Raw genomic sequence first — 16,806 nt, forward strand, 5'->3', positions numbered from 1 at the left:
ACTTACGTTAGACTACGGCCTGTCGCCCGCGGCGGCGCATCCCGTGCCGCAGGCCGGCAGCCCGAACCGCATTCGTCCGTCCGTTCCATTGCCGCAAGCCGTCTGAATCCCGGATCACGTCATGTCGAGCCTCACCAAAATGCTGTCCATCCTCGACGTCTTCTCTTCGTCCGCGACGTCGATGACCGCCGAGGAAATCGCCGAACACATGGGCTTTTCGCGCACCACGTGCTACCGCTACGTGAAGGAACTGGCTTCCGTCGGCCTGCTCGTCGGCAGCAACGGCCGCTACACGCTGGGCCCGCGCATCATCCATCTCGACTACAACATGCGGCAGTCGGACCCGACGCTCACCGCCGCGAAGCCCGTCATCCAGAAACTGGTTCAGGTCACCGGCGGCGATGCGCTCGTCTCGACGCTGTTCGACGAGCAGATCATCAACGTGATGCACGAAACCGGCGCCGAGAACCTGCAGTTGGGCTTTGGCCGCGGCCGCATCATGCCGCTGTTCCAGGGCGCCTCGTCGAAAGTGATCGTGGCCGCGATGTCGCGCGCGCGGCTCAAGCGCCTGCACGAACGGCACAACGCCGAGCTCGGCGAGTTCGCCGCCGACTGGACGCAGTTCTGGCGCGCCTGCCAGCAGATCGTCGACGCGGGATACTGGATCTCGCGGGGCGAACTCGATGAAGGATTCGTCGGCATCGCCGCACCGATTCGCACCGCCAGCAGCGGCGAGGTCAACAGCAGCCTGTCGCTGATCTTCCGCGCCGAACACTTCGCACTGTTCGACGAACACGTCCTCGGCAAGCTCCTGATCGACGCCACCGCCCAGATCGGCGGCGCCACCTGAGCATTCGCGCGGCATCGCGCGCGACGCCGCGCCCGATCGCCGACGCATACGCGGTCAGTTCATCTGCGTGATGAACTTGGTGACCAGATAACCGTCGAACGTCTCCGTTCCGCCCTCGCTGCCGAAGCCGCTGTCCTTGACGCCGCCGAACGGGATCTCCGCCGGCCCCATGCCGAAGTGATTGATGTTGACCATGCCGGCCTCGAGCGCACGGCCGATCCGGTGCGCATCGCGCGCCGACGTCGTGAACGCGTACGACGCAAGGCCGAACGGCAAGCGATTGGCTTCGTCGAGCGCATCGTCGAGCGCATCGAACGGCACGATTCCGACGATCGGGCCGAACGGCTCTTCGTTCATCAGCCGCGTATCGCGCGCGGGGCCCAGCACGACCGTCGGCGCGAAATAGTGCCCCGGCCCCGGCAAGCGCGTCCCGCCCGCGGCAATCTCCGCCCCTTTTGCCTTCGCGTCGGCAACGAAGGCATCGATCGCGGATACGCGGCGCGCATGCGCGAGCGGCCCCATCGTGGTCGCCTCGTCCAACCCATGGCCGACGCGAATCTTGCCGACCGCCTCGAGATACGCGACGACGAACCGTTCGAACACCGGGCGCTGCACGAAAAAACGCGTCGGCGATACGCACACCTGCCCGGCATTGCGAAACTTGTATGCTGCCAGCATCGTCGCAGCGCGCTCGATTTCGGCGTCCGCACAGACCAGCACCGGCGCATGCCCGCCCAGCTCCATGGTCATGCGCTTCATGTGCGACGCGGCGAGCGCCGCCAGTTGCTTGCCGACCGGCACCGACCCCGTGAACGAGATCTTGCGCACGAGCGGCGATTCGATCAGTTGCCTGGACACGTCGCCCGGCACGCCCCAGACGATGTTCAGGCAGCCCGCGGGCAATCCGGCATCGTGAAAGATGCGCGCGAGCGCGACGATCGCGCTCGGCGACTCCTCCGGCCCTTTCAGCACCAGCGTGCAGCCCGATGCCAGCGCGGCCGCGATCTTGTGCATCGCCTGGCTGAACGGAAAATTCCACGGCGAGAATGCCGCGCACACGCCGATCGGTTCCCGCAGCACCGTCTGCGCGACGTCCGGCGAGCGCGACGGCACGACGCGGCCGTACGTGCGGCGCCCCTCCTCCGCATGCCATTCGAGCTGCTCGGCTGAAGACACGACTTCGGCGATCGCCTCGCGCAGCGGTTTGCCCTGGTCCATCGTGATGTGACGGCCGATCGCCTCGGCCCGTTCGCGCACCAGCGCGGCTGCCCGGCGCAGAATGTCCGAGCGCGCGAGCGGCGACTCGCGGCGCCACGTCGCGAACGCACGATGTGCGGCGCGCACCGCGGCGTCGATATCGTCCGGTGTCGCATGCGGCAGGTCGCCGAGCACGCCATCGGTTCCCGGATCGAGAACGGGTTGCGTGCGCCGGCCGTCGGCCTGAAGAAACCGGCCGTCGATATACAGCCCGAGCGATGCGTAATCGCGTTGCACATCAGGCGTCATGCGGGAAGTCAGGGGCGTAAACGGAATCAAGACGGATACCTCGGTAAAGACTGCACGATGGGCCGGACAGTGCGTCGATCGCATCACGCGGCCGGTGGCGGTACGCGCAGCAGGCCGCCGATTTCCTGTCGGAGGATCTGGTTGTCCTGCCGGACGAGCAGATGCCGGACCTTGCCGCGAAACGTCCTGAACGCGGGATCGGCCATCAGCACGGCACGACGGCGGGCGCGATCGTCCAGCGACTCGAACGCCCACAGATAGACGAGCTGGTTCAGCGGTCCGATCTCCGTCGCGAAACAACCGACCATCGTGCCGAGCGCCTGCTCCTGCGGCGCGCGACCGCATTCCGCATACAGCCGCAGATACTCGGCGACGCCGCCCGGCACCAGCGTGTAGGTGCGTTGCTCAACAAACATCCGCGGTCTCCCGTTGTCGCGCTGCAAACGCCCGGAACGCGGCGGTCACGCCGGCCATGCCGACGGCGTCCGTCTGCGCTGCCACGTACCGGTCCGGACGGACGACGACGAGCGGCCCCGCATGCTTGTCGAACCATTCGGCCATCGCGTTGTCGACGTCCTCGACGCACACGCTGTCGTGTGCGCTCGCGATGCGCTGCTCACGGCACGTTCCGCTGCGAGACCGTACGATCTGCACGAATTTCGCGCCCAGCGCGGTCCAGAACGCGCGATCGTCGTCGCTCAGGCACGCCTGTGGATCGCATCGCCAGCCGATGATCGAAAACCACGGGCCGAGCACGTCGTCGAGCTTGCGGCGCGCGCCGTCGGCCGTTTCGACGTCGGGTTGGGCGATCATCCGCCCGACTGCGTCCGACGTACCCGCGACCACGATCCCGCGCGTATAGCTGGGCATCGGCTTGAAACGCATCTGCAGCACGTAATCCTTCAGGCCCGGCGCATACCGTGCGAACGCGAGGAATCGGTCGCGCAGGAACGCGATCGGACGGCTGGTCGGCATCAGCATGGCGCCGAACGTGTCCGCGAGATCGATCATCGCCTTCGCGTGATCGCGGCGCTCCGACTCGTACGTCGCGATCACGCTCCGGTGCAACGTGCCGTTCACGACCCCCGCAAGCTTCCAGGCCAGATTGCCGACGTCACGCAGCCCCGCGTTCAGCCCCTGGCCGATCCACGGCGGGCTCAGATGCGCGGCGTCGCCGACGAGCGCCACCCGTCCGGCGACGAAACGTTCGGCCACGCGGGAGTGATGCGTATAGGTACGCGCCCGCACGATCTCGAGCTGCTCGACGTCGTCGACGTACGGTTCGATCAGCGCGCGGATCGACTCCGGTTGCGCGATCGCCTCTTCGTCCTCGTGCGGAAACACGAGAAATTCCCAGCGCCGATAGTTGAACGGCAGATAGATGCAGACGTTCGGGCGTCGCGGATCGCAGTTCAGCGCGGTACACGGCTGGTCGAGTTGCGCGTTCCTGACGTCGACCACCACCCACTTCATCGGATGCGTCGTCCCGGCCAGCTCGATGCCGAGCATCTCGCGGACGGGACTGCGCCCGCCGTCGGCCGCGACCACGTAGTCGGCGTCGAGTTCGTATTGCCGCCCGTCGGCCGCGCGCACCTGAAGCGTCACGCATTCTTCGTCCTGCGCCAAACCGACGACCTCTTCGCCCGTACGCAGCGACACATGGGAATAGCGGGCCAATGCATCGCGCAGCGTGCGTTCGGCCAGGTGCTGCATGAAGATGTTGCGGCGCCACCAGCCGAACTCGCGTATCGACGGACGGATGTCGGCGAAGCATTCGCCGTTCGCGTTGAACATTCGCAGCGGCACGTTCTGGATGATGTCGCGGCTCAGTTCGTCGGCCAGACCGGCCGTCTGAAACAGCCGCAGCGCCTCGTCGTCGATGCCGACCGCACGCGGAAATTCGACGATCTGCGGCGCCCGCTCGACGACGATCGTATCGACGCCGTACAGGCCGAGCAGGTTCGCCATCGCCACGCCGTTCGGCCCCGCGCCGACGATCGCGACCGAGGTCCGGTTCCGGTTGTTCGCTTTCATTCGTCCGCGCCTCCCGCGCGCCATGCAGGATCCTCGAGGCGATCGAGCCAGGTGCGCAATGCGCGATTGAACGCGGCCGGCTGATCGTCATGCACGTAATGCGTCGCCCCCGGAATGTCGATCCGCTCGATTTCCGCATTGGCGGCCGCCATTTCGGCCGCCACGTCCGCGGACAGGAAGTCCGAGTCGCCCCCGCGCAACAACAAGGTGGGCACGTGCAGATTGAGGATCGACGGCCACAGATGGACGAGCTGCTCAGGCGTCGCGGCCAGCCGTGCCGCGGCAATCCCTTGCGCGTCGTGCCGCCATACGATCCGCCCCGGCGCGCTCTCTTTCAGCGAGTGCGCAACGCGCGAATCGAGCGCGGATTCCGCGATGTTCGGCCGCTGGCGTCGCCAGAACGCGCGCGCGTCGTCCCACGATGCGAACGCGTCCGGCGTGTCCTGCAGCTCGCGCCTGATGCGCTCGGAACCCGGCGAGCCGGCCGACGCGCCGGGGCCCATGTCCTCGATCACGAGACCCGCGAGCCGTTCCGGTTGCGCCGCGGCGTAGACGAGCGCATTGGCGCCGCCCATCGAGTGCCCGACCAGCACGAATCGCCGCAGGTCGAGCGCGCGCACCAGCGCGTCGAGATCGCGCACGTAGGCCGGCGCATAGTAGTCCCGCCGCGGATCCCAGTCGCTCAGCCCGCGTCCGCGCTGATCGAGCGCGACGACCCGGTAGCGGTCGACCAGCGCGGCGGCGACGGGCGCCCAGGTATGCGCGTAACTGCGCAAGCCGTGCAGCATCACCACGGCCGGCGCATCGTCGCGCCCCCAGCTCACGTAGTGCAGCCTCAGCCCATCGTTGCCGACCCATCCATCCTTGGCGGATGCCGTATTCATCATCTGCTCCTCGACCGGCATGCGCGATCAGACGAGACCGTCGCGACCGACGATCTCGCTCGCCTTCAGGCCGCCGAGACGTGCGTGCAACCGGCCGCGCGTCGCGAACGCGAAGATCACCAGCACTTCGTCGTCGTTGGGCGCATCGGGAAACAGGCACGTCACCGTGTCGTAGTGCGAGCGCACGTAGAGCGCATCCTTGTGCGCGAGCGGCACGTCGATCACCGTATTGATCGGGCCTCGCTTGCCGCTCGACGGCACCCACGATTTGCCGCCGCCCAGCGCGGCCCGGATCGGCTCCGCGAAGATCGACGTGAGGAACGCGTTGCCGTGTTCGTATTCGCCGGCCGAACCGACCAGGCAGGCCTTGCCGTAGCTCTCGATCGCCCGCCCGGCCGCAAGCGACTCGATGCGCCGCGCGAACTCCTTGCCGAGTGCGGGCGACGGGCGCACGAGGTCGTCGAGGTTTTCGCTGAATCGCCCCGCATACGGGTTGTGAACGGCCGCGGCGATCACGATCTTGCGCAGCGGCTCCCCATCCGCAAGCTGGCCGGATTCGTTTGCGAGCGCATCTTCGATCTGCGTGTACCACTTGCGGATATGAAAGCCTTCGAAATTGGCTGTCTTGCTCATTAGTATTCCTTTATAAAAACGTCGATGATGCGTGTTGAAACGCAGCGCGTCAGTCGAACAGCGGTTCCAGCTGGACGGGATCGCTCGGCGCGTTGTACCGATGCAGCACGCGCTTGCCCTCCTCGTCGTCCGTGACGGTTTCGCAGAAGAATTCGAGCCGGTTGCCGTCCGGGTCCGTGAAATACACGCCGATCCCGACCTTGTGATCGGTGATCTTGACGATCGGCACGTCGCGGCGAATCAGCATGCCGTACAAGCGACGCAGTTCGGTCAGGCCGCCGGCGATTTCGAGGCCGTAGTGCTGCAGGCCGATCGTGCCGAGTTCCGCATCGGACGCCGCCCGAATCAGCGCGATGTCGTGGTGCTTCTGGCCGAAGGACATGAACACCCACTGCTCGCCGCGCGCGGTTTCCGTCATGCCGAGCACCTCGGCGTACCAGGTGCTCGAACGGACAGGGTCCCGTACGAACAGCGACAGGTGCGTGCGCTGCACGCGCGGCGTCGGCAGCGGCAGGCCGCTCGCGTTCGCACGCTCGGCGTGTTGCCGGATATCGGACGGTGTCATCGTTCGCTCCGCTCAGTGGGTCGATTGCGCGTGGGCGGCAAGCGGCGCCTCGAACGGGGTCCACGCAACCGCCGTGATCTCGCTGAAATCGCGCCATTCCTTGGTCCAGTTCCGGCCGCCGTCGCGCGAACGGAACAGGTGTCCGTACTTGGTGCCCGCATAGACGAGCGCCGGCTGGGCCGCATGCACCCCGAACGCCCAGAACGTGGAGTTCGGCGCCGTGTGCAGATCCGTCTCGCGCCACGCGTAGCCGCGATCGGTCGAGCGGTAGATGCGGCTGCGGGTGCCGGGCGTACCGTCGCCGATCGCCATCAGCAGGTCGCCTTCCGGCTGCGGCAGTTGCACGACGGTGCGCGTGTAGTACAGCCCGTCGAAGCGGTCGCGCGACAGCTTGCCGTCCCACGAACGGCCGTCGTCTTCGCTCACGTACACCGCATTGACCGTCAGCAGCACGGTGGTCTTCGGCCGGCCCTGCGTGGCGGGCAGGATCACGATCGCATGAATATCGCTGTTGCGAATCGCCGTACCCGGGCCGTCCACCCGCGTCCAGCTCGCACCGGCATCCCGGCTGCGCCATGCGCCGCCCTCTTCCACGCCGTACCAGACGTTGCGGCTGTCGTCCGGATCCACGCAGATCGTCAGCAACCGCGGACGATTGACGCCCGAGCAGAACTCCGGAAGCTCGGGCGCCGTTCTCTCCCAGGTCACGCCCGCGTCGCTCGACTTGTAAAGCGCGGCGCGCGACGGCGCGCCGGTGCCCGCATAGAGCACCGCCGGATTCGCGGGGTCGATCGCGATGGACCAGACCGTCTGCCCGTTCAGCAGGTTTTCGGGCCGAAACCAGTGCGCGCCGCCATCCTCGCTGATGCACAGCCCCGAATCGGCGCCGGCATAGACGCGCGACGGCGTCGCGGGATCCACCGCGAGCGCGCGCACGATGCCGTCGAACTCGATCGGTTCGGCGAGCCCGAGGCGGTGCCAGGTCTTGCCGTCGTCGTTCGAGCGCAGGATGCCTTGCCCTGCGGTGGCGACCAGTACGGTTGCGGTCATGAAATGCTCCTTGTGTCAGAGAAAAATGCCGCGCGTGAGCCCGCCGTCGCAGCCGATCGACTCGCCGGTGATCGAGCCGGACTTCGGCGACGCGAGAAACGCGACGATCCACCCCATTTCCGCCGGCTGCAGCACGCGGCGGATCGGCGTGGCCTTCACGTAGTTGGCCTCGACCTCCGCGGCCGTGAGCCCTTGCTTGCGCGCTTCCTTCTCGTAGAGTTCGTGAATGTGCGGCGTCTCGACGACGCCCGGGTGAATCGTGTTGACCGTGATACCGAACGGGCCGAGCTGGTCGGACAGCGTCTTGGTCAGGTGCACGATCGCCACGTTGCGCATGCCGGACAGCTGCTTGCTGCCGCGCCCCGTCAGGCCGCCGACGTTGACGATTCGGCCGAAGCCGTTGCGCCGCATGTAGGGCGCGGCCGCTTTCGCGCAGCGCAGATAGCCGACCACCTTGATATCGATGTCCTGCAGCAGCCCCTGCGGATCGGCGTGTTCGAGCTCGGCCCGCACGAGGCCGCCCGGATGCGCGGCGCCGTTCAGCAGGATGTCGAGCCGGCCGAAGCGCTCGACGCTCGCGGCCATCGCCGCTTCGATCGACACCATGTCGGTCGTGTCCACCGTGACGGGCAGGATTGCGCCGGCCGCGTTGCCCAGCGGCGCGAGCGCCGCGCGAATCTCGACGGCCGCCGCTTCGAGGTGTTCCATGCGCCGCGCGGCGATTGCGACGTTGACGCCTTCGCGCGCCAGTTCGAGCGCGACCGCCTTGCCGATGCCCATGCTGCCGCCGGTGATGAATGCGGCTTTTCCGTGGAGTTGCAGATCCATAACGATGAAAGGTGAGAGTCGGGATTGGAGAAAGGACCGGGTTGTGCGATCAGGACAACTGCATTTCGATGAGCGTCGGCCCGTCGGCATGCGCGAGTGCGTCGTCGAGCGCCTGCACCAGCGCTTGCGCCGTGCTCGCGCGCCCGGCCGGCACGCCATAGCCGCGCGCCAGCGCGAGCCAGTCGATCGGCGGGTCGTCCAGTTGCGTCAGGCGGCTGGCGTGCGGCGTGTCGGCCGGCAAGCCGCTGCGCGCGAGCTCCGTCTGCAGGATGCCGTAGCGTCGGTTCGATGCGATCAGCATCACGATCGGCAAACGCTCGCGCGCCATCGTCCACAGCGACTGGATCGTGTACTGCGCGCTGCCGTCCGACTGCAGCGCGAACACGCGGCGGCCGGGGCAGGCGACGGCGGCGCCGAGCGCCACCGGCAGGCCCTGGCCGATCGCACCGCCCGTGTTCGTCAGGATCGTGTGGCGACGGGCGCGCGCCGACGCGGTCACGAACGGATAGCCGCACGTACCGCCTTCGATCGATACGATCGCGTCGTCGGGCAACGCATTCGCGAGCACGCGGCCGACGGCCTGCGGCGTGAGCGGCCCGTCCTCCACGCGCCAGCGCTCGACGCGGACACCCTCGTCGTTCGTTGCCGTGCCGATACGATCGGCCAGCGCCACCAGCGCGTCGTCCGCCGCATCGCCCGGCGCCGCCAGCATCACGATGTCCTCGGGCCGCGCGAGTTCGCCCGGAATGCCTTCGTAGCCGAAGTAGGTGACGGGCGCGAGCGCGCCGGCCAGCACCACGCGCCGGCCGGCGAGCGCGGCCCGCGCCGGCTCGGGGAAATAAGGCAGGCGGTCGATGTCCGGCAGGCCCCCGCCGCGCTCCGCCCGCGCCGGAAAAGTCTCGCTGAAGCAGGTCGCGCCGGTGGCCGCCGCGATGCGCGCCGCCGCACGCTGCCCGCGTGCCGACAGTGCGCGGGCGCCCATCAGCAGGACGGTGCGCTGGTCGCCGAGCAGCAGATCGGCCACGCGTTCGACTCGAGCGGCATCGAACGACACCGTGGCCGGGCGAACGACGGCGGGCGCCGCCGCGCCACGCACCACGGCCGACTGGAGATCGACGGGCAGCACGAGGGTCGCGACGCCGCGCTGCGCGCCCATCGCGGCCGAAATCGCGTCGGCCGTATCCGTCGCGAGATCGGTATCGCGCGCCACGCTGCGATACCACACCGACACCGGACGGGCGAGCGATTCGATGTCGGACGTCAGCGGCGCGTCGTACTTCAGATGCTCGCGCGTGTGATCGCCGACGATGTTCAGGATCGGCGTGCGGGCGCGGCGCGCATTGTGCAGGTTGGCAATGCCGTTCGCGTGGCCCGGCCCGAGGTGCAGCAGCGTCATCGCGGGCTTGCCGGCCATGCGGCCGTAGCCGTCCGCGGCGCCCGTGCACACGCCCTCGAACAGCCCGAGGATCGAGCGCATGCCCGCCACGGTGTCGAGCGCACCGACGAACGGCATCTCGGTCGTGCCGGGATTGGCAAAACAGACGTCGACGCCGGCGTCTCGCGCCGTCGCGAGCACGACACTCGCTCCGCTTCTTGCTTCGGTATCGCTGTCCGACTGGGGGTTGTTCATGCGGCTGCTCGACGGGGTTGGCTGAAGTGTTTTTACTTTAATCCCGAATTACGGGATTTGTCAAACACACTCACTTCGCTTTCACGCCCTGGCGAAGTTCACGTTTACCCTTAATTTGGCGAAAATGCGCCGTATTTTTGATGTGAAAGCTCTATCCGGCCACCATCACATATCGAAATAATCCCGCATTTCGGAATTTCAATAAATTCACACATCCCCGCGATCGCTTCCGTGTAGCACGCCGCCACCCTTCCCCCACCCAATCTCAAAATTACGATTGCAAATGCCTCTCATTTGCATTAAATTGCCGCGCAAATGTACTGTTTGGAACACCGATGTCGGCGCGAGGCCGCCCGCCGTGCCCGAACGCGAAACACACCAAAAAGGGAGGAGTATGAGCAGGAGGAACTGGGCGGCCGCACCGATGGCCATCGTCGTCGGCACGGCCGGCATGGGCGCCGCCGACGCACAGGAAGCGGCGCTGCCGACCATCGAGGTGTCCGCGCAACGCGCGACGGCGCCGTTTCGCACGCGCGAATCGACGAGCGCGACGCATAGCGAGGCGGACGTGATGGAGATTCCGTTCGCGGTCAGCAGCGTCGATACGAAGCTGATCCAGACGGTGGCCGCCACGCGCGGCGACGATCTTTACGACTGGGTCGCGGGCGTCTCGCGCCAGAACAACTTCGGCGGCCTGTGGGACAACTACGCGGTGCGCGGCTTCGCCGGCGACGGCAACACGTCCGGCACCGACTATCTGGTCAACGGCTTCTCGTGGAATCGCGGGATGAGCGTGCCGCGCGACACCGTCAACCTCGAGCGCATGGAAGTGCTCAAGGGGCCGGCGTCCGCGCTGTATGGCCGCGGCGATCCGGGCGGGATCATCAGCTACACGACGAAGCAGCCGCAATTCGCACGCGCGAACACCATCGGCGTGTCGGCCGGCAGCTACGGCGCATTGCGCCAGACGCTCGATTCGACCGGCCCCGTCACGAAATCGCTGGCGTACCGCTTCGTCGCGATGAACGAGAACAACGGCAGCTTTCGCGACACGGTGTCGAGCAAGCGCTACCTGTTCTCGCCGTCGTTCACCTGGGACATCGGCGCCGACACGACGCTCCACTACGAGTTCGAGAGTGCGCGTCAGCGCGCGCCGCTCGATCGCGGCGTGCTCGCGGTCAACGGGCAGCTTGGCGCGATCCCCGCGTCGCGCTTCCTCGGCGAGCCGCGCGACGGCGACTACGACGTGCGCAACACGGGCCACCAGTTCACGCTCGAGCATCGCATCGATTCCAGCTGGTCGATCAATGCCGGCGTCGCGCAACGCAACACCGACCTGTCGGGGCGCTCGTCCGAAGCCTTCGCATTGCAGAAGGACGGCCGCACGCTGTGGCGCCGCTACCGGCAAGTCGCGTTTCACTCGAACGACCTGCAAGGCCGCCTCGAGACGGCCGGCTCGTTCCGCACGGGCGGCATCGGCCATACGCTCGTGATGGGCGTCGATGCGTACCGCTTCAACTACGACCAGTTCGTCACCCGCTCCACACCGACCGCCGCCGCGCCGTATGCGATCGACATCTTCGATCCGGTCTACGGCCAGCCCGCGCCGACGCCGCGCACCGCGACCAACCTGCTCGAACGCGACGACGGTCAAGGCGTCTACGCGCAGGACACGCTCGCGTTCGGGCCGCACTGGAAGATCCTGGCCGGGCTGCGCTGGGATCGCTTCCACCAGTCGATCGACAACCGCCTGAAAGGCGTGACGACGAGCCAGTTGCAGACCGCGGTGAGCCCGCGTCTCGGCGTCGTGTACGAAATGAGCCCGGCATTGTCGCTGTATGCGAACACCGCGTATTCGTTCCGGCCGAACAACGGCGCCGACGTCGGCGGCCGTGCGTTCGATCCCGAAAAGGGCCGCGGCTACGAAGCCGGCGCGAAATGGGCGGGCACACGCTGGCTCACGACCGTCTCGGCGTTCTACGTCACCAAGCGCAACGTGCTCACCGCCGATCCGGCCAATGCCGGCTTCTCGCGCGCGGCCGGCGAAGTGCGCAGCCGCGGCGTCGAATTCGAATGGAGCGGCGATCTCGGTCACGGCTTGCGCGGCATCGCCAACTTCGCGTACGTCGACGCCGAGGTCACGCACGATACCGTGCTGGCGCCCGGCTCGCGCCTCGTCGACGTACCGCGGTTGAGCGGCAGCGCGCTGCTCATGTACGAGACGACCCTGCCGTTCGCGGACAAGGCCGGCGCCGGTGCCGGCGTGATCTACGTCGGGCGCCGCGCGGGCAACACCGCCAACACGCAGGACGGCTTCGAGTTGCCGGCCTATGCGACCGTGCAACTCAACGGCTATCTTCAGGTCAACAAGCACCTGCGTGCGTCGGTCGTGCTGAACAACCTGTTCAATCGCACGACCTACGTCAGCTCGTACAACAGCCTGTGGGTCACGCCGGGCGCGCCGCGCAGCCTGTTCGCGTCGCTCGCGTACTCGTTCTGAGTCGACCGGGGCGGCTGACCGGCATCGCGCGTCAGCCGCCAACCACGAACCGCGCGCCCAGCGCGAGCAGCAGCGCCGCGACGAGTGCCCACGGCATGACGAGTTGGGTGGAGAACGCCGGACGCTTCATCGGATCGGGCTGGCAGTCGAGGACGACAGAATTGCGTATTGCATGTCGCGCGCAGCCGCCACGGCTGCGACGCGTCGCGCCGACGGCCAGCCGGGCCGGATCGGCAACGGCTCGCCGTGGAAAGCCGGGCGAAAGCCCCGGGCGCTAGACTGCCTTCGGTTCGGCATCCCGCCCGAAACTTCCCCGTCGAGCCCCATGCGCGCCCTTTCCGTTCGAACCTTGTGCGCCGTCCTGTTCGCCGTCGGCACATTCGCCGGCACGGCCTCCGCCAGCCATGCATGCGAAGTGCCGCCGCCCGTGCGGACGATCGACCCGCCCGGCTACTACGACGACCCCACCGGCTATGCGCGAGACGTGAAGCCGATGCGCGACTTCGTCGCGAAGCTGAACACGGCGGCGGATCGCGGCGACTGGTCGTGCGCGTTGACGCTACTCGACGGTTGGGCGCAATCGGATGCGTTGATGGGCCCGATCTCCGGCTATCAGGGCTACTACGAACGTTCGTGGGCCGGCACCGATTTCGCGATGGTGATCCTGCGCATGCCGCACGGGTTGCGCGAAGCGAATCGCGCGGCATTCAACGCGATCGACCCGTGGCTCGAACGCATCGCGATCGCGACCCGCAATGCCGAAGCGATCAACCATCTGCACAACAACCTCGTGTATTGGGCCGGGCTCGACCTGATCGCGATCGGCACCGTGACCGACAATGCAAGCCTGATCGATTCCGGCTTGCTGCGGGTGCGCGAAGGCATCCGCGACATCCGCCCGGACGGTTCGCTCGAGCGCGAGGTCAAGCGCGGCGCCCGCGCGCTTCACTATCACACGTTCGCGCTGCTGCCTCTCGTATTCGCGGCCGAACTCGTTCAGCGGCGCAACATCGATCTCTACCGCGAAAACGACGGCGCGATCGGCCGCCTCGCGAACCTCGTGATCGACGCAGTGGAAGATCCCGCGAGTTTCACGAAGATCACGCCGATCAAGCAGGACCTGTTCCCCTGGACGTTTCGCGACGAACTGAGCTGGGTCGAGCCGTACTACGCGCGCTTTCACGATCGCCGCCTGCCGGCGATCGTCGCGCCGCGCCGTCCGTTCAGCGAATGGCGGCTCGGCGGCGACGTGACGGCGGCATGGGGCGCGCCGCTGCCATGACGCGCGGCGCATCGGGCCGCGGCCGGCCGCACGGGTCGGCGATGCGCATCGCGAACGCGAGTGCTTCGGCAAGCGCGTCGAAACGCTCGCGCAGCAGCGCCGCAGTGCATCCGCGATCACTTGCCGGTAGCGCGGGTCGTCCAGGCCGGGCACTGCCCCTGCATCCGGCATCGCGAAGGGCCCGGGCGCCGGCACCGTCCGGCAAGCGCATCGCGTTTCGCGCCATGGTCTTTCTCCGTGTCGATGCGCGACCGACACGGCTTCGTCACCGCCGGTTCGACCGCGACACCACGTCGATCCACACCGCCAGCACGAGCACCGCGCCCTTGACGATCATCTGCCAGTACGCGTCGACGTCCAGCATCGACATCCCGTTGTCGAGGCTCGCCATCACGAGCGCGCCGATCAGCGCGCCGTAGACCGTGCCCGACCCGCCGCGCATCGACGTGCCGCCGATGAAGCACGCGGCGATCGCGTCGAGTTCGCCCATCGAGCCGGCGGACGGCGACCCGGCCGCGAGCCGCGCCGTGTTGACGAGGCCGGCAAACGCGCACATCAGCCCCATCAGCGCGAAGATCACGAGCTTCACGCGATCGGTGTCGACGCCCGACAGCCGCGTCGCCTCCAGGTTCGAACCCACCGCATAGATACGCCGGCCGAACACGGTCTGCGTCGCGATCCACGAGAACACGCCGAGCAACACGAGCAGCAGCAGCACGGGCACCGGAATACCGCCGTAACGATCGAGCGTCGCGACGAAGGCGAACAGCACCGCCCCGGCGCCGACGATCTTCGCGACGTCCTGCCACAACGGGGCGACCGCGAGCCGGTAGCGCCGCCGCGTGCCGCGCTGCCGCACCACCAGCAGCGTCGCGACCGCGAACAGCAGGACCGCGAGGCCGTCCCCGGCCAGGCGCGGCAGATAGCCCTGCCCGATGAACACGAAGCCGTCCGACACGGGCGCGATCGTCGAGCCGCCCGTCACGCCGAGCAGGATGCCGCGAAACGCGAGCATCCCGCCGAGCCCGACGATGAACGACGGCACGCGCCGATAGGTCGACCACCAGCCGTTGAAAAGCCCGATCAGCACGCCGAGCGCGAGCACGGCCGGAACCGTCGCCGCAACGGGCCAGTGGCGGTTGACGTCGAGGATCGCGGCGACGCCGCCGAGCAGCCCGAGCAGTGAGCCGACCGACAGGTCGATCTCGCCCGCGATGATGACGAACACCATGCCGCACGCGAGCATGCCGGTGATCGACATCTGCCGCAGCAGATTCGATACGTTGCGCGGCGTGACGAACGCGCCGTCCGTCAGCACCGAGAAGAACGCCCAGATCGCGACGACCGCGAACAGCAGCGCGAGCACCTTGTAGCGCGTGAAGACATGGCGCAACGCCAGCCGCGGCGCGCGGCCGTCCGGACGACGCGCGTCCGCATCCGGCGCCGCCGGGGTCGAGGAAGAAAGTTCGGAATTCATATCGCACTCGCTGCGGTGGGTTCGGCGGGCAGCCGCGCGGGCTTCAGCGCGGCGCCGAGAATCTGTTCCTGCGTGAGGCCCTGGTTGACGAAATCGCCGCGCAACTCGCCTTCGCCGATCACCAGCACGCGATCGGCCAGGCCGAGCACCTCCGGCAGTTCCGACGACACGACGATCAGCGCGACGCCGCGCTTGGCCAGCGCGAAGACGAGCCGGTAGATCTCGGCCTTCGCGCCCACGTCGACGCCGCGCGTCGGCTCGTCGAGGATCAGCACCTGCGGCTCGGTCAGCAGCATCTTCGCGAGCACCGCCTTCTGCTGATTGCCGCCCGACAGGCTCGCGATCGACAGGAACGGATGCGCGGCGCGCACCGACAGCCGCTGCATCTCGGTGCGGATCGCGTCGAGCTCGGCGGCCGCGTCGATCCGCCCGCGCGCCGCGAAGCGCTGCAGCACCGCCAGCGTGATGTTGTGGCCGACGCCGAGCTGCGGCACGATGCCGTGGCGCTTGCGGTCCTCCGGCACCATCGCGATGCCGGCGCGGATCGCGTCGGCCGGCGAGCGGATCGACAATGGCCGGCCGTTCATCGTCACGCTCGCCGTGCACGCGCCCGGATACGCGCCGAAGATCGCCTGCATCAACTCGGTGCGGCCCGCGCCGACGAGTCCGGCCACGCCGAGAATCTCGCCGCGCCGCACGCTGAACGACACGTCGTCGACGCGCTTGCGGCGCGCGTTCGTCACGTCGCGGCACGTCACGTGGCGCACGTCGAGCACGACGTCGCCGATCTCGTGCGGCTCGCGCGGATACAGGTCGCGGATCTCGCGGCCGACCATCATCGCGATGATCCGGTCGGTGGTCAGCGCATTCATCGGCTCGGTTGCGACATGACGTCCATCGCGGATCACGGTGACCGTGTCGCATACGGCCGCCACCTCGTCGAGCTTGTGCGAGATGTAGACGCACGCGACGCCGCGGCGCTTCAGGTCGCGCACGATGTCGAGCAGGATGCGCGTCTCCGACGCGCTCAGCGACGACGACGGTTCGTCGAGGATGAGCAGCTTCGCGTGCTTGTTCAGCGCCTTCGCGATCTCGATCAACTGCTGGTGGCCGCCGCCGTAGTTCATCACCGGCTGCGCGACGTTGATCGTGTCGATCCGCAATTCGTGCAGCAGCTCCTCGGCGCGCCGGACCATCGCCGCGAAGTTCATGCGCCCGCCCGGCAGCGTGATCTCGTTGCCGAGGAAGATGTTCTCGGCCACCGACAGCTCGGGCACGAGCATCAGCTCCTGGTGGATGATCGCGATGCCCGCGCGCTCGGTGTCGCGCACGCCGGAGGCCGCGAGCGGTGCGCCTTCCCAGCGGATCTCGCCGTCCCACGTGCCGTGCGGGTATACGCCCGACAGCACCTTCATCAGCGTCGACTTGCCCGCGCCGTTCTCGCCGCACAGCCCGACGCATTCGCCGGGCCGCACGGTCAGGTCGATGCCGTCGAGCGCCTTCACGCCGTCGAATGCCTTGACGATGCCGCGCATCGTCAGCAAGGGTTCCGTCATTCGTTCATGCC

The 16,806-nt window shown here is 67.8% G+C and carries 14 protein-coding genes; 3 read left to right on the top strand and 11 right to left on the bottom strand.

All coding sequences use genetic code 11. From position 1 onward, the window contains the following. Positions 1–121 precede the first annotated feature (121 nt). Positions 122–850 (top strand): IclR family transcriptional regulator, encoded by a 729-nt coding sequence (locus WS89_RS26055; RefSeq protein WP_059794495.1) that lies wholly within the window; start codon positions 122–124, stop codon positions 848–850. Between the two features lie 54 nt (positions 851–904). On the opposite strand, the gene WS89_RS26060 is transcribed toward WS89_RS26055, so the two are convergent. The 9 genes from WS89_RS26060 to WS89_RS26100 all read right to left on the bottom strand — a co-directional run bounded on the left by WS89_RS26060 (position 905) and on the right by WS89_RS26100 (position 9,980). Then, entirely contained in the window at positions 905–2,356 is a 1,452-nt protein-coding gene (locus WS89_RS26060) for an NAD-dependent succinate-semialdehyde dehydrogenase (RefSeq protein ID WP_059794498.1), read from the bottom strand. 83 nt (positions 2,357–2,439) lie between these two features. Continuing rightward, positions 2,440–2,772, bottom strand: coding sequence for an NIPSNAP family protein (locus tag WS89_RS26065; RefSeq protein ID WP_059794501.1), 333 nt, complete (start codon positions 2,770–2,772; stop codon positions 2,440–2,442). After that, positions 2,762–4,390 (bottom strand): bifunctional 3-(3-hydroxy-phenyl)propionate/3-hydroxycinnamic acid hydroxylase, encoded by a 1,629-nt coding sequence (locus WS89_RS26070; protein ID WP_059794504.1) that lies wholly within the window; start codon positions 4,388–4,390, stop codon positions 2,762–2,764. Before WS89_RS26070 ends, WS89_RS26065 begins: the two co-directional genes overlap by 11 nt. Beyond that, positions 4,387–5,274, bottom strand: coding sequence for an alpha/beta fold hydrolase (locus WS89_RS26075; RefSeq protein WP_179949889.1), 888 nt, complete (start codon positions 5,272–5,274; stop codon positions 4,387–4,389). Before WS89_RS26075 ends, WS89_RS26070 begins: the two co-directional genes overlap by 4 nt. A gap of 27 nt (positions 5,275–5,301) precedes the next feature. After that, positions 5,302–5,907, bottom strand: coding sequence for an amino acid synthesis family protein (locus tag WS89_RS26080; RefSeq protein WP_059794508.1), 606 nt, complete (start codon positions 5,905–5,907; stop codon positions 5,302–5,304). A gap of 49 nt (positions 5,908–5,956) precedes the next feature. Then, complete coding sequence (locus WS89_RS26085) at positions 5,957–6,472, bottom strand: VOC family protein (protein WP_059794513.1); 516 nt, start codon at positions 6,470–6,472, stop codon at positions 5,957–5,959. 12 nt (positions 6,473–6,484) lie between these two features. Beyond that, positions 6,485–7,522: a WD40/YVTN/BNR-like repeat-containing protein gene (locus WS89_RS26090; protein ID WP_059794516.1), complete on the bottom strand. Its 1,038-nt coding sequence runs from the start codon at positions 7,520–7,522 to the stop codon at positions 6,485–6,487. A gap of 15 nt (positions 7,523–7,537) precedes the next feature. Beyond that, positions 7,538–8,350 carry an SDR family NAD(P)-dependent oxidoreductase gene (locus tag WS89_RS26095; RefSeq protein ID WP_059794519.1) on the bottom strand — a complete coding sequence of 271 codons (813 nt, stop codon included), beginning with the start codon at positions 8,348–8,350 and terminating at the stop codon, positions 7,538–7,540. A gap of 49 nt (positions 8,351–8,399) precedes the next feature. Next, the gene (locus WS89_RS26100) at positions 8,400–9,980 is read right to left on the bottom strand and encodes an acetolactate synthase large subunit (protein ID WP_059794521.1); all 1,581 of its coding nucleotides are present in this window, start codon (positions 9,978–9,980) and stop codon (positions 8,400–8,402) included. Positions 9,981–10,374: 394 nt separating this feature from the next. Here WS89_RS26100 and WS89_RS26105 point away from each other — a divergent pair, with 394 nt between their 5' ends. Together WS89_RS26105 and WS89_RS26110 are read left to right on the top strand one after the other, a co-directional pair. Beyond that, the gene (locus tag WS89_RS26105; protein WP_059794524.1) at positions 10,375–12,480 is read left to right on the top strand and encodes a TonB-dependent siderophore receptor; all 2,106 of its coding nucleotides are present in this window, start codon (positions 10,375–10,377) and stop codon (positions 12,478–12,480) included. 325 nt (positions 12,481–12,805) lie between these two features. Continuing rightward, entirely contained in the window at positions 12,806–13,762 is a 957-nt protein-coding gene (locus WS89_RS26110) for a mannuronate-specific alginate lyase (protein WP_059794527.1), read from the top strand. Between the two features lie 265 nt (positions 13,763–14,027). Here WS89_RS26110 and WS89_RS26115 read toward each other — a convergent pair whose 3' ends face one another. Both WS89_RS26115 and xylG read right to left on the bottom strand, forming a co-directional pair. Then, entirely contained in the window at positions 14,028–15,239 is a 1,212-nt protein-coding gene (locus WS89_RS26115; protein ID WP_059794529.1) for a sugar ABC transporter permease, read from the bottom strand. Next, a complete protein-coding gene (gene xylG / locus WS89_RS26120) occupies positions 15,236–16,795 on the bottom strand; it encodes a D-xylose ABC transporter ATP-binding protein (protein ID WP_059794532.1) in 1,560 nt (519 codons plus the stop codon). Before xylG ends, WS89_RS26115 begins: the two co-directional genes overlap by 4 nt. Between the last annotated feature and the right edge of the window lie 11 nt (positions 16,796–16,806).

Origin of the sequence: Burkholderia sp. MSMB1072 (assembly GCF_001524725.1) — a bacterium.
Classification (GTDB): Bacteria; Pseudomonadota; Gammaproteobacteria; order Burkholderiales; family Burkholderiaceae; genus Burkholderia.